At 61.7% G+C, this 12,762-nt stretch carries 13 protein-coding genes; 8 read left to right on the top strand and 5 right to left on the bottom strand.

Annotation, left to right across the window (positions count from 1 at the left end; all coding sequences use genetic code 11):
• Positions 1 to 71: 71 nt before the first annotated feature.
• Together DBR00_RS19030 and DBR00_RS19025 are read left to right on the top strand one after the other, a co-directional pair.
• Positions 72 to 419 carry a NirD/YgiW/YdeI family stress tolerance protein gene (locus DBR00_RS19030; RefSeq protein WP_108486779.1) on the top strand — a complete coding sequence of 116 codons (348 nt, stop codon included), beginning with the start codon at positions 72 to 74 and terminating at the stop codon, positions 417 to 419.
• A 104-nt stretch (positions 420 to 523) separates the two neighbouring features.
• Positions 524 to 1,444, top strand: coding sequence for an SdiA-regulated domain-containing protein (locus DBR00_RS19025; RefSeq protein ID WP_108486778.1), 921 nt, complete (start codon positions 524 to 526; stop codon positions 1,442 to 1,444).
• Here DBR00_RS19025 and DBR00_RS19020 read toward each other — a convergent pair.
• On the bottom strand, positions 1,425 to 2,822 hold the full coding sequence (locus DBR00_RS19020) for a NorM family multidrug efflux MATE transporter (protein WP_108486777.1): 1,398 nt from the start codon (positions 2,820 to 2,822) through the stop codon (positions 1,425 to 1,427). The genes DBR00_RS19025 and DBR00_RS19020 overlap by 20 nt on opposite strands.
• A gap of 137 nt (positions 2,823 to 2,959) precedes the next feature.
• Between DBR00_RS19020 and DBR00_RS19015 the strand changes: the two genes are divergently transcribed.
• Complete coding sequence (locus tag DBR00_RS19015) at positions 2,960 to 3,889, top strand: LysR substrate-binding domain-containing protein (protein WP_108486776.1); 930 nt, start codon at positions 2,960 to 2,962, stop codon at positions 3,887 to 3,889.
• 326 nt (positions 3,890 to 4,215) lie between these two features.
• On the top strand, positions 4,216 to 5,004 hold the full coding sequence (locus DBR00_RS19010) for a gamma-glutamyl-gamma-aminobutyrate hydrolase family protein (protein ID WP_108486775.1): 789 nt from the start codon (positions 4,216 to 4,218) through the stop codon (positions 5,002 to 5,004).
• Between the two features lie 57 nt (positions 5,005 to 5,061).
• On the opposite strand, the gene DBR00_RS19005 is transcribed toward DBR00_RS19010, so the two are convergent.
• Together DBR00_RS19005 and DBR00_RS19000 are read right to left on the bottom strand one after the other, a co-directional pair.
• On the bottom strand, positions 5,062 to 6,561 hold the full coding sequence (locus DBR00_RS19005) for a YifB family Mg chelatase-like AAA ATPase (protein WP_108486774.1): 1,500 nt from the start codon (positions 6,559 to 6,561) through the stop codon (positions 5,062 to 5,064).
• A 39-nt stretch (positions 6,562 to 6,600) separates the two neighbouring features.
• On the bottom strand, positions 6,601 to 6,870 hold the full coding sequence (locus tag DBR00_RS19000; RefSeq protein ID WP_108486773.1) for an accessory factor UbiK family protein: 270 nt from the start codon (positions 6,868 to 6,870) through the stop codon (positions 6,601 to 6,603).
• Positions 6,871 to 7,297: 427 nt separating this feature from the next.
• On the opposite strand from DBR00_RS19000, the gene glnK reads away from it, so the two are divergent.
• The 4 genes from glnK to sutA all read left to right on the top strand — a co-directional run bounded on the left by glnK (position 7,298) and on the right by sutA (position 11,011).
• The gene (glnK, locus tag DBR00_RS18995) at positions 7,298 to 7,636 is read left to right on the top strand and encodes a P-II family nitrogen regulator (protein WP_021700071.1); all 339 of its coding nucleotides are present in this window, start codon (positions 7,298 to 7,300) and stop codon (positions 7,634 to 7,636) included.
• A gap of 36 nt (positions 7,637 to 7,672) precedes the next feature.
• Positions 7,673 to 8,989 carry an ammonium transporter gene (locus DBR00_RS18990; protein WP_108486772.1) on the top strand — a complete coding sequence of 439 codons (1,317 nt, stop codon included), beginning with the start codon at positions 7,673 to 7,675 and terminating at the stop codon, positions 8,987 to 8,989.
• Positions 8,990 to 9,155: 166 nt separating this feature from the next.
• Positions 9,156 to 10,406, top strand: a complete 1,251-nt coding sequence (locus tag DBR00_RS18985; RefSeq protein WP_108486771.1) for an ammonium transporter — start codon at positions 9,156 to 9,158, stop codon at positions 10,404 to 10,406.
• Positions 10,407 to 10,681: 275 nt separating this feature from the next.
• On the top strand, positions 10,682 to 11,011 hold the full coding sequence (gene sutA / locus DBR00_RS18980; protein ID WP_108486770.1) for a transcriptional regulator SutA: 330 nt from the start codon (positions 10,682 to 10,684) through the stop codon (positions 11,009 to 11,011).
• A gap of 160 nt (positions 11,012 to 11,171) precedes the next feature.
• On the opposite strand, the gene DBR00_RS18975 is transcribed toward sutA, so the two are convergent.
• Both DBR00_RS18975 and xerC read right to left on the bottom strand, forming a co-directional pair.
• Positions 11,172 to 11,867, bottom strand: a complete 696-nt coding sequence (locus DBR00_RS18975) for an HAD family hydrolase (RefSeq protein WP_108486769.1) — start codon at positions 11,865 to 11,867, stop codon at positions 11,172 to 11,174.
• Positions 11,864 to 12,760: a tyrosine recombinase XerC gene (xerC, locus tag DBR00_RS18970; protein WP_108486768.1), complete on the bottom strand. Its 897-nt coding sequence runs from the start codon at positions 12,758 to 12,760 to the stop codon at positions 11,864 to 11,866. The genes DBR00_RS18975 and xerC overlap by 4 nt, the downstream gene beginning before the upstream one ends.
• Positions 12,761 to 12,762: the final 2 nt, after the last annotated feature.

Genomic DNA, 12,762 nt, shown 5'->3' with positions numbered 1-12,762 from the left:
CGTCGATTAAGCCTGGCTTCAGCTACGCCCTCTACTCTGGCGCCATCACCAACTGATTAGAGGGTTACCCCATGAAGCGTTTCACTTTGGCTCTGCTGCTGGCTCCACTGTTCTCTACTGCTGCAATGGCCACCGGTTACACCGGCCCAGGCGTTACTGCCCAGGTCAGCACCGTGGCGGCAGCGCTGGATGCCGCCGATGACACCCCGGTGGTGCTGCAAGGGCAGATCGTCAAGCGCCTGCAGGATGAGCTGTATGAGTTCAAGGACGCCAGCGGCACCATCAATGTTGAAATCGATGATGAGCACTGGCCCGCTCAGGCCGTGTCTGAAACCGCTACGGTGAAAATCACCGGCGAGGTCGATCGTGACCTGATGAGTCGTGAGATCGACGTGGAGTTCCTCGAACTGGTCAACTGACGCCGACGTGTTGAGCCGCCTCTAATGGGGGGCTTGGCGCGCCAGCCAGCAGCGTGTCTGTTGGCTGGCGTTGTGGTGTTTTCTGGTATCGAGAGCAAGCGGGTATGCGTATTCACCTGTCCCTCAAGCACGTGTTGTGGTTCATCCCGGTGTTGGTCGTGTTGCTGCTTGGGCTGCTTGCCCAGGAGTACCGGCTGTTTGAACGTGCCTGGTTCAACGTGCAGCAATGGCGCCAGCACAGCCCCTCGCCCGTGCTGGCCATACGGCTATCCGACTATCAGGTTGAAATCGAGGCTCAGCCGATTGCCGGGCTGGATGATGATGTGTCGGCGCTGACCTTCGACCCTGACCGCAATAGCCTGTTTACCGTAACCAACCAGAAGGCGCAGCTGATTGAATTGTCACTGGCGGGCGAGATTCTGCGGCGGATCGACCTGCATGGTTTTGGCGATGCCGAGGCGGTCGAGTACATCAGCCAGGGCCTGTATGTGATCAGCGATGAGCGCCAGCAGCGTCTGATCAAGGTGCGTGTCGATGACACAACCACCGAGTTGCATGCCGATCAGGCACAGCAGTTCTCGCTGGGTATCGGCTTGAATGGCAACAAGGGTTTTGAGGGGCTGGCTTACGATTCGGCCGGTCAGCGCCTGTTTGTCGCCAAGGAGCGCGACCCGATGCGCATCTATGAGATTCACGGCTTCCCTCAGCGTGATCCGCAGCGCCCTTTCGCGGTACACGTGGTGGATGATCAGCAGCGCGATGCCGGGTTGTTTGTACGCGATCTGTCCAGCCTGCAGTTTGATGAGCGCAGCGGCCATCTGCTGGCGTTGTCCGATGAGTCGCGCCTGGTGCTGGAGCTGAATGTCGAGGGCAAGCCGATCAGCAGCCTGTCGCTGCTCGGTGGGCGCAATGGCCTGACCCGCAGCGTGCCCCAGGGCGAGGGCATCGCCATGGATAACCAGGGCGTGCTCTATCTGGTCAGCGAGCCCAATCTGTTCTATCGCTTCAAGAAGCCAGACGCTTAGGCTGTGGCGTGAAGGCGGTGGCCGTCGGTTGCAGCAGGCGCGCGGTTTTCCATTCAAAGCCCAGGGTCAGGCCGATCGCGGCGCAGGCCAGGCCACCAGCCAGCCCCCACCATACGCCTTCTGCGCCCCAGCCCAGCGGGAAGGCCAGCGTCCAGGCCAGCGGCGCGCCGACGGCCCAGTAACAGCCGAGACCGACCCAGAAAGTGGTCTTGGCGTCCTTGAGGCCGCGAATTGCACCCATGGCGATGGTCTGAATGCCATCGAAGAACTCAAACCAGGCGGCAATCGCCAGCAATGCTACGGCCACGCCCACCACCTCGGCATAGGCGCTGTCGCTGTGGTCGAGAAACAGTCCCACTACCCAGTGCGGCGCCAGCCAGAACAGGCAGGCGAAACCGAGCATGCACAGCGCGCCGAGGCCCAGGCCCAGGCGTCCGGCCTGGCGTGCCTGCAGCAAGCGGCCGGCACCAAAGTGCTGACCAATACGGAAGGTCACCGCGTAGGAAATCCCCACCGGCACCATAAAAGCCACGTATACCGACATGATTGCGATCTGGTGCGCCGCCAGTTGGGTGCTGCCCAGTGCGCCCATGCACAGCGCGGCAAAGGCAAACAGGCCGGATTCCACTGCATAGGTGCCGCCAATCGGCAGGCCCAGGCGCAGCAGCTCTTTCAGCTCGGTCCAGGCCGGCCGCAGCAGCCCGCGCCACAGCGGATAAGGGCGGTAGGCGCTGTGGTGCAGCACATGCCAGGCCAGCAGCAGCGCCATCACATTCATCACCACGGCGGTGACCAGGCCGATTCCAGCCAGACCCAGCGGCGGCAGGCCGAACCAGCCCTTGATCAGCGCATAGTTGAGGATGAAGTTGGCCAGCGCGCCGCCAATGCTGATGGCCATCACCGGGCCGGGGCGGCCGATGGCGCTGGTAAAGCCGCGCAACGCCATAAAACTCATATAGCCAGGCAGGGCAAACACCAGGGTGGAGAGAAACTGCATGCCGCCGCTGACGTTCTCCGGCTTCTGGCCGAAGTACAGCAACGCTGGGCCCAGGTTCCACAGTGCCAGGCCCGCCAGCAGTGCCAGCCCCCAGCCCAGCCACAGGCCATTCTGCGTCAGGCGGGTGACGCCGGCCGCGTCCTGCGCCCCGTGGCGGATGGCAACCAGGTTACCCACGGCGGCAATCACCCCGACGCAAAAGATCGAGACAAAGGAATAGCTGGCCGCGCCCAGCCCGCCTGCTGCCAAGGTGGCCGGGCCGAGCATGCCCATCATCAGCGTGTCGGTGAACACCATTAGCACATGGGCCAACTGCGCCGCGATCAGCGGGCCGGCAAGGGTCAAAATGGCGCGCAATTCGTCGCGCAAGGGCTGCAGCATGATGAGTTCAACTCAGTTAGACGCTTGCCCGGTGAATCCGCGCAGGCTAAGAATGCGCCTATTCTCAAGAGCCAGACGCCCCAGCACAAAAGGATAAAAGCGATGACAGGCATGACTATTACTCATGGATTGCAGTCGTGAGCCAGCGCCTGCCGCCGCTCTATGCCCTGCGCGCCTTCGAGGCGGCGGCGCGGCACAGTTCCTTTACCCGCGCCGCCGAAGAGCTGGCGATCACTCAGAGCGCGGTCAGCCGGCATGTGCGCACCCTGGAGGAACACTTCGCTTGCCGCCTGTTCGAGCGTCGCGGCCGCAGCCTGCAACTCACCGAGACGGCGCGCATGCTGCTGCCGGGGCTGCGCGATGGTTTCGAGGCCTTGGAGCGCGCCTGCAACACCCTGCGCGTCGACGACGCGGTGCTGCGCCTGAAAGCCCCGTCCACGCTGACCATGCGTTGGTTGCTGGCGCGCTTGTCGCGCTATCGCCTGAGCAGTGCCAGCGAGGTGCAACTGACCAGCGCCTGGATGGACGTGGACAAGGTGGACTTTCTGCATGAACCCTTCGACTGCGCCGTCCTGCTCAGTCAGGGCGATTTTCCGGAGGAATGGGAAAGCACCGAGCTGTTTGCCGAATGGTTGATTCCGGTCTGCGCGCCTGAGGCCTTGAGCGAACAGCCTTGGGATCTGCCACGTCTGCAAGACGCCGAACTGCTGCACCCCACCCCTGACCGCCGTGACTGGCGTCAGTGGCTGCAGGCCATGGGCCTTGCGGATCAGGTGCCGCTCAAGGGCGGCCAGGTGTTCGATACCCTGGAACTGGGCATGGTGGCGGCGGCGCGTGGCTACGGCGTGTCCATTGGTGATTTGGTGATGGTCGCCGAGGACGTCGCCCAGGGCCGGCTGGGCCTACCCTGGCCCAGTGCGGTGCCCAGTGGCTGCAGCTACTACCTGGTATGGCCCAAAGCGCGCCGAGGTCAGGAGCGCTTTCGCCGTTTGCGCGATTATCTGGTGGCGGATGTGGCCGCGATGCAGCTGCCACAGGTTGAGCGGGTGATGGGTTATAGCCGTTAGGGATCATGGACAGGTTGCGTAAAAAATATTGGACTATCTCTCACGGTTGTTTCGATAAAAATTATTCAATAACAACATGTTATATCTATTCATCAGCCTGGAAAGGTCATGCTAGCGGTCTGATTCTTTAACAATTCCTGCTGAATTGTTTGACATATTTTACGGCTTTGGCAGACTGGCCACAGGGTTTCGAACGCCACACAGGTCCTATGAGCACACCTGTGCAGGCAGCATGGCGGGCGAACCAGCGGTATAACAGGGAGCGTATGACGGCCGTCAACCTTCCTGCACAGCAACGGCAGGCCATGCCTGCCCCAAGGTGATGTATGTCCAACAACAATACGAAACAGCGCCCAGGCGCGCGTAAACCGGTTGTCCTGATGTCCATGGGCGCGCAAGAGCGCAAAGGGCATGCCTATCAAGTCATGACTCACAAATACATAACCCCGCTGGTCGAGCTGTCTGGCTGCGTACCGGTGTTGGTGCCCAGCTGCTGCGGGCCTGACGATATTGAGCAATACCTGTCGATGGCCGATGGTGTGTACCTGACCGGTGCCGGCAGCAACATCGACCCGGCCCTTTACGGACAGAAAAACCAGACCCCGACTAAGGGTCAGGATAAGGATCGTGATCTGTTCGATATTCCACTGATTCGCGCTGCGCTGGCCCGTGGCCTGCCGCTGTTTGCGATTTGCCGTGGGATGCAGGAAATCAACGTCGCCCTGGGCGGTAATATCCACCAGAAGGTCTATGAAGTGCCCGGCATGAATGACCATCGCGAAGACACCAGCGCGCCGGTGAATGTGCAGTACGCCGACAGCCACAGCGTGCGTCCGGTGCCGGGTAGCTGGTTTGCCGAACTGATGGGCGAGGCCGAGTTCCCGGTCAACTCGCTGCACGGACAGGCACTGGATCAGTTGGGCGATGGCATCGAGGCTCTGGCCCACGCCGAGGATGGTCTGGTTGAGGCGATTCACCTGCCAGGCGCCGAGCAATTCACCCTGGCGGTGCAGTGGCATCCGGAGTGGCAGGCAGCACAGAATCCACATTCGGTGAAGATCTTCAAGGCGTTCGGTGATGCTTGTCGTGAGCAGGCCGCTCGACGCGAACAGTAAGGGCTCTAGCTCCATATAAAAGAAGCCCCGCATGCGGGGCTTCTTTATGGGCACGGTTCAGGCACCGCTGATGCTGGGGCGGTACTGCAAGGCTTCACCCAGATGGCTGCGATGGATAGACGCGGCACTGTCCAGATCGGCCAGGGTGCGCGCCACCTTCAACACCCGATGGGCCGCACGCAGGCTCAGGCCCAGACGCTCGCAGGCGTTTTCCAACCATTGGCGGTCTTCGCCCTGCAGGCTGCAATGTTGCTGTACGCCATTAAGATCCAGGTGGGCATTGGCGCAGCCCTGGCGAGCCAGTTGCTGTTGGCGAGCCTGTACGACCTGGGCGGCCAGTTCGGCGCTGCTTGGGCCGGACTCGGCGTTGGCATCCAGCCGGGTGGTTTCCCGTGGCACGTTGAGGTGCAGGTCGATACGGTCGAGCAGCGGGCCGGAGAGTTTGCCGCGGTAGCGCTGGATCTGTTCAGTGGAACAGCGGCAGCGCCCGGATGGGTCGCCGAGATGCCCGCAGGGGCATGGATTCATTGCCGCCACCAGCTGAAAGCGCGCGGGGAAACGCACCTTGTCGCGGGCGCGGGCAATCACGATCTGCCCGCTTTCCAGGGGTTCACGTAAAACCTCCAGAACTTTTCTGTCGAATTCAGGAAGCTCGTCCAAAAAAAGCACGCCGTGATGGGCCAGGGTGATTTCACCCGGTTGCGGGCGACTGCCTCCGCCGACCAGCGCCGGGCCCGATGCACTGTGATGAGGCGTTCTAAAGGGTCTCTGTGGCCAAGCACTCAGTGGAATGTGGCTGGCCACGGAATGAATCGCTGCCACTTCCAGTGCTTCCTGCTCGTCCAGCGGAGGCAGTAGCCCTGGTAGGCGGCTGGCCAGCAGGGTTTTGCCGGTGCCGGGCGGCCCGGTAAACAGCAGGTTATGCGAACCGGCCGCCGCTACCAGCAGCGCGCGTTTGGCGGCGATCTGTCCCTGCACTTCGGCCAGGTCGGGGTAGGGCAGGATCTGGCGCAGCAAGCCCTGGGCTTGATATGGCGCAATCGGTGTCTGGTTATTCAGGTGGGCGGCTACCTCCAGCAGGTGCTCGACGGCAATGACCGTCAGACCGGACGCCAGGCTGGCTTCCTCGGCATTGGCTTTGGGCACTACTAAGGTGCGTCCGGCAGCGCGGGCTGCCAGTGCGGCGGGTAAGACGCCCTGCACTGGACGAATCGCCCCGGACAACGCCAGTTCCCCCAGGCATTCGAGGTGCTCCAGCGCGCTGGCCGGAACCTGGCCGCTGGCGGCGAGAATGCCGAGGGCAATCGCCAAGTCGAAGCGCCCGCCGTCCTTGGGCAGGTCGGCGGGTGCCAGATTCAATGTGATGCGCCTGGGCGGGAACTCGAAAGCGCAATTGAGGATGGCGCTGCGTACGCGGTCCTTGCTTTCCTTGACGGCGGTTTCCGGCAAACCGACCAGGGCCAGCGAGGGCAGGCCGTTGGCCAAGTGGGCTTCGACGGTGACGGCGGGGGCTTCAACACCCACTTGGGCGCGGCTGTGGACTATGGCCAGAGACATCGATCACTCCTTGATCGGCTGATGCATCCGCTGCGGGTGTTACTCGCGGGTGGCTGGGGTGTCTGCGCTGCGTGCTTCCATCTCGGCGACCTTGGCTTCGAGGGCTTCCAGGCGGGCGCGGGTTCGGGCGAGCACCACCATCTGACTGTCAAACTCATCACGGCTGACCAAATCGAGTTTGCTGAAAGCGCTTTGCAGCAACACCTTGAATTGCGCTTCAAATTCATTGCGCGGCAGCGGCACATCGCCATTGAACAAGCGCGAGGCGTGGGTGGTCAGGGCGTCCAGTAGGGCTTTGGGTGGCAGCATGGTGAGGTTCCGTTGGCAGGTGGCGGCAGTGTAGCACGCGCCATGAGTGGGCTTGGCGGGTGCGACGGCCGCAGGCTGAAGCCGTGCTTGCACGCTTTTTGCGCGCCCCGCATCCGATATGTGCACTGTTGTTGTGCGCGATTTGCCAGCCGATTTCTGCCAGATACCCGCTTTTGCTGGGTAACTGCATGAAATAAATCGCTTTTCGTTAATCTGGCAAGCTTTCTGCTAAGTCTCTCGTGACGCATGCACCGATGCAGTTCCGGTGCGTCAGGCGAAGCGGGGGAGCGTTTCGTCTGGTGTGGTTGGTTTATATCGGAGTAGCCGAGCTAGCGCGGTCGTAGCATTTCAAAAGCCAGACACTGCGCATAGACTTGGGCCGGGTTTGTTTTCCTGGGGCAAGTCCATCAATACGGGAGAAGAGTTAATGAAGCTAGTCACTGCCATCATCAAGCCGTTCAAGTTGGACGACGTCCGCGAGTCGCTGTCCGAGATCGGCGTGCAGGGTATCACGGTCACTGAAGTCAAAGGCTTCGGTCGCCAGAAGGGCCATACCGAGTTGTACCGCGGCGCTGAATATGTGGTCGATTTTTTGCCGAAGGTGAAGATCGACGTGGCGATTGCCGACGACCAGCTGGATCGGGTCATTGAGGCGATTACCAAGGCGGCCAACACCGGCAAGATCGGTGACGGCAAGATTTTCGTCGTCAATCTGGAACAGGCGATCCGCATCCGTACCGGCGAAACCGGCACCGACGCAGTTTAAGCCTCCAAACCCCCACACGCCCCAGGAGAAAACAATATGACTCTGCGTAAGATCGCAGGGCTAGGAGCCCTTTTGTCCCTCGTAACCCCTGGCTTGGCCATGGCTGACGAGGTTGTCCTTAACTCAGGCGACACCGCCTGGATGCTGACCGCCACCGTTCTGGTGCTGTTCATGACCATCCCAGGCCTGGCACTGTTCTACGGTGGCATGGTTCGTTCCAAGAACATCCTCTCGGTGATGATGCAGTGTTTCGCCATCACCGGCCTGATCAGCGTGCTGTGGGTCATCTACGGCTATAGCCTGGCATTCGACACCACTGGCATGGAGAAAGGTGTTACCAACCTCAACTCCTTTATTGGTGGTCTAAACAAGGCCTTCCTCAGTGGCCTGACGCCGGATAGCCTGATCGGCGCCTTCCCGGAAAGTGTGTTCATCGTCTTCCAGATGACCTTCGCCATCATCACCCCGGCCTTGATCGTCGGTGCCTTCGCCGAGCGCATGAAGTTCTCTGCGATGCTGGTCTTCATGGCCGTCTGGTTCACTCTGGTTTACGCCCCGATGTGCCACATGGTCTGGTCCGGCGACGGCGCTTTCCTCTGGGATGAAGGCGTACTGGACTTCGCCGGTGGCACCGTGGTGCACATCAATGCCGGTATCGCCGGTCTGGTGGCCTGTTTGGTGCTAGGCAAGCGCAAGGGTTATCCGACCACCCCGATGGCACCACACAACCTGGGTTACACCCTGATCGGTGCGGCTATGCTGTGGATCGGCTGGTTCGGCTTCAACGCCGGCTCGGCTATCGCTGCCAACGGCACCGCGGGTATGGCCATGCTGGTGACTCAGATTGCTGCCGCTGCCGCTGCCCTGGGCTGGATGTTCGCCGAGTGGGTCACCCACGGTAAGCCGAGTGCTCTGGGCATCGCTTCCGGCGTGGTTGCGGGCCTCGTCGCCATCACCCCGGCCGCCGGTACCGCCGGCCCGATGGGCGCACTGGTGATCGGTCTGGCGTCTGGCGTGATCTGCTTCTTCTGCGCCACCAGCCTCAAGCGCAAGCTGGGCTACGACGACTCCCTGGACGCCTTTGGCGTGCACGGTATCGGCGGCATCGTTGGTGCCATCCTCACCGGCGTGTTCGCTGCACCGGCCCTGGGCGGCTTCGGTTCGGTGGAAGACATCGGCGGCCAGGTCTGGATCCAGATCGTGGGTGTGCTGGTCACCGTGGTTTACACCGGCATCGTCACCTTCGTCATCCTCAAGGTGCTGGATCTGGTGATGGGCCTGCGGGTCAGTGAAGAAGCTGAATCGGTTGGTCTTGACCTCTCCGAGCACAACGAGCGCGGCTACAACCTGTAAGTCTAACTGCTGTGCAAAACGCCCGGCCTGCCGGGCGTTTTTTATGGCCAGCCATCCATGGCAGCCACCCTGCGTGCCGTCGCTACGCGCCGTTAAAAATGACTACCGATGATTTTCTTTGTCCGCGCCAACGGTGGCGCAGGTCCTACGGTACAACGGAGTACTTATGGAAAATACCGCACTGATTCCCTTGCAATACGCGCTCGACACCTTCTATCTGCTGGTCTGTGGTGCCCTGGTGATGTGGATGGCGGCGGGGTTTGCCATGCTCGAATCCGGCTTGGTACGGGCCAAGAACACCACCGAAATTCTGACCAAGAACATCGTCCTCTACGCACTGGCGTGCGTTATGTACCTGCTGTTCGGCTACGCGCTGATGTACGGCGGCGATGCCGGCGGTGTGCTGCCTAATCTGGGCTTTCTGATTGGTGAGGAACATGTGCCGGAAGTGGTCGTTGTCGGTGGTGATGGCGCGCCTTACTATTCCAAACGTGCGGACTTCTTCTTTCAGGTGGTGTTTGCCGCGACCTGCATGTCGATCGTCTCTGGCGCAGTGGCCGAGCGCATGAAATTGTGGGCCTTTCTCGCCTTCGCCGTGGTCATGTGCGGCGTGATCTACCCGGTAGAAGGCTATTGGACCTGGGGCGGTGGCTTCCTCAAGGCTGCCGGCTTCAAGGACTTCGCCGGTTCCGGCATCGTTCATCTGGCCGGTGCCACGGCGGCGTTGGCCGGGGTCATCCTACTCGGCGCGCGTAAGGGCAAGTACGGGCCCAAGGGGCAGATCAACGCCTTCCCAGGGGCCAACCTGCCGCTGGCGACGCTGGGCACTTTGATCCTCTGGTTCGGCTGGTTTGGCTTCAACGGTGGCTCGCAGCTCAAGCTGAGTAGCATAGAAGACGCCAACGCCGTGGCCAATGTGTTCGTCAACACCAACCTGGCGGCGGCGGGCGGACTGATCGCCGCCTTGCTGGTGGCGCGCATCCTGTTCGGTAAGGCCGACCTGACCATGGCGCTCAACGGTGCCTTGGCTGGCTTGGTGTCTATTACTGCCGAACCGCTGACACCGAGTGCTTTGCAGGCGGCGCTGGTCGGTGGCGTCGGTGGTGTGCTGGTGGTGTTCTCCATTCTCAGTCTGGACAAGCTGAAGATTGATGACCCGGTCGGGGCTATTTCGGTACACGGTACCGGCGGCATCTGGGGCCTGCTGGCGGTCTGCCTGACCAATAGCGACGCCAGCCTCGGCGCCCAGCTGTTGGGTATCGGTGCGATCTTCGCTTGGGTCTTTGTGGCCAGCCTGATCGCCTGGTCCATCATCAAGCTGGTGATCGGCCTGCGTGTCAGCGAAGAGGAAGAGTACGAAGGTGTGGATATCGCCGAGTGCGGTATGGAAGCCTATCCTGAATTCACCAAGCGCTGAGTTTCAAAGTTGTGTACAAGGGCGCCTTCGGGCGCCCTTTGTTTTTATGTGAGGGTGAACAAACAACATCTGGCGAGCCGTGTTGCCCTAAAACAGACGTTGGTGCGGTTGTGATCCACGGGCAACAGCCCCTAGAATGCGCGCCGTTGAGCGCAGATCGCCGATGCGCAGCGTTCAGCCACAGCCAGAACCCTGGAATTTTTATCAGCGACGTTAGAAAGCTGACGCAGCTGGGCTATAACTACTCTGCTTTTCGCAAGTCATGAGGTTGGAACATGAGCGACGAAGATCTGGAACACGACGAATTAGAAGGCGCTGAAGAAGACGAAGGCGAAGAACTGGCGGCCGCCGATGACGGCGACAGCGGTGATGAGGGTGACGGCGACGATGAAATTGTTCCGGCCAGCAAAAGCAAGAAAGCCAAGGCTGCCGTCGATGTAGAAGATCTGCCGAGCATCGAAGCCAAGCAGAAAGAACGTGATGCCCTGGCGCGCGCTATGGAAGAGTTTTTGGCCCGGGGTGGCAAGGTGCAAGAGGTGGAAGCCAACGTGGTGGCTGACCCACCCAAGAAGCCGGACAGCAAATACGGCAGCCGCCCCATCTAAAAGTCTGCCGAAAAACAAAAAGCCCGCATGCCATCAGCATGCGGGCTTTTTTGTGGCCTGCCATCCATGGCGGCCACCCCTTCGGGGCCGTCGCTGTGCGACGTCAAAAATCGCTCCCGGCGATTTTTAATGGCCGCCATTTGTGGCGGTTGAGCGCGGTTTACGCCCAGCTGTGCAGCAGCACTGGCAGTTCGGCCAGGCTGCGGATCTCCGCATCCGGGCGGTTTTCCGCGCCCCAGACCTTACCCTGAGGGTTGAACCAGATCGCGCGCAGGCCGGCCGCCTGCGCCCCGGCAATGTCGTCGCTGGGGTGGTCACCGATATGCACCGCGTGCTCGGCCGCGATACCGGCGCGCTTCAGCGCTTCGCTGAATGGCTTCGGGTCGGGCTTACCGACGCCCAGCTCCTCGGCGCACAGGGCGAACTGGAAGTAGTCGGCCAGGCCCAGGCGGCGCACATCGGCATTGCCGTTGGTGATCACCCCGAGCTGGAAGCGGTTGGCCAGGGCCTCAAGCGTAGGGTGTACCTCGGCGAACAGTTCGACCTGATGGCGTGCCGCGAGGAACACCTGAAAACCGGCCTCGGCCAGCGTTTGTGCATCCGCGTGTGCATAGCCGGCATCTGATAGGGCGTGGAAAAGAATGCGCCGGCGCAGTTCGCTGAGACGATGCTTGAGCATCGGTTCGGCCTGCAGCAAGGTGGTGCGAATCGACCACAGGTGCTCCACCGGCACGCCGCCGAGGCGTGGCGCATGCAGGGCCAGCCAATTGCGCAGTGCGGCTTCGGCGTCCTGCATCACCGGGGTGACATCCCACAGGGTGTCGTCAAGGTCGAAGGTGATCAGTTGAATGCTCATTCTGTGCTGCCTTTGCGTTTGGCCCGAGGGTGAGCCTGATCATAAACAGTGGCCAGGTGCTGAAAATCCAGGTGGGTGTAGACCTGTGTGGTGGCGATGTCGGCGTGGCCAAGCAGCTCCTGCACGGCGCGCAGATCCTGGGATGATTCCAGCATATGGCTGGCGAAGCTGTGACGCAGCATGTGCGGGTGCAGGTGCTGGCCCAGCTCACGCACACCGGCCTGACGCACGCGCAGTTGCACCGCGCGTGGGCCGATACGCCGGCCTTGCTGGCTGATAAACACGGCGCCATCGGCCGGGCTGGCCAGCGCGCGCAGTGGCAACCATTGCTCCATCGCTTCGCGTGCCATGCGCCCGATGGGCAGTTCGCGGGTCTTGTTGCCCTTGCCGATGACGCGTACCAAGCCGGCCGGCAGGTCGAGGCCGTCCAGATTGAGGCTGACCAGCTCGGACAGGCGCAGCCCAGATGAATAGAACAGCTCCAGCATGGCCTGGTCGCGGCGGGCGATAAAGTCGTCTTCCAGGGCGCCGTCGAGCAGTTGTGCGGCGCGGTCGGCATCCAGGGTTTTCGGCAGGCGACGTTCGCCCTTGGGTGGCGTCAGGCCGCTGGCCGGGTCGCTGTCGCAATGACCTTCACGAATCAGGTAGCGGTACAGGCCGCGCGCGGCCGAGAGCAGGCGGGCCAGGCTGCGGCTGGACTGGCCCTGCATGTGCAAACGGCCGATTATGCGGCGCAGACGTGGCGTGTCGAGCGCGCTCCAGCTGTCGATCTGCTCCTGGCTGCAGAACGTCAACAGCGTGCTCAGGTCGTGGCGATAGCCAATCAGGGTATGGGAAGAAAGCTGGCGCTCACTGCGCAGGTGTTCGAGGTAGGCGTCCAGGAGGTCTTGCATGG

The sequence above is a fragment of the Pseudomonas sp. HMWF032 genome, from assembly GCF_003060885.1.
In the GTDB taxonomy this organism is placed as follows: Bacteria; Pseudomonadota; Gammaproteobacteria; order Pseudomonadales; family Pseudomonadaceae; genus Aquipseudomonas.
Note: the sequence above shows the minus strand (reverse complement) of the source record. Positions and strands in the feature narration are given on the sequence as shown.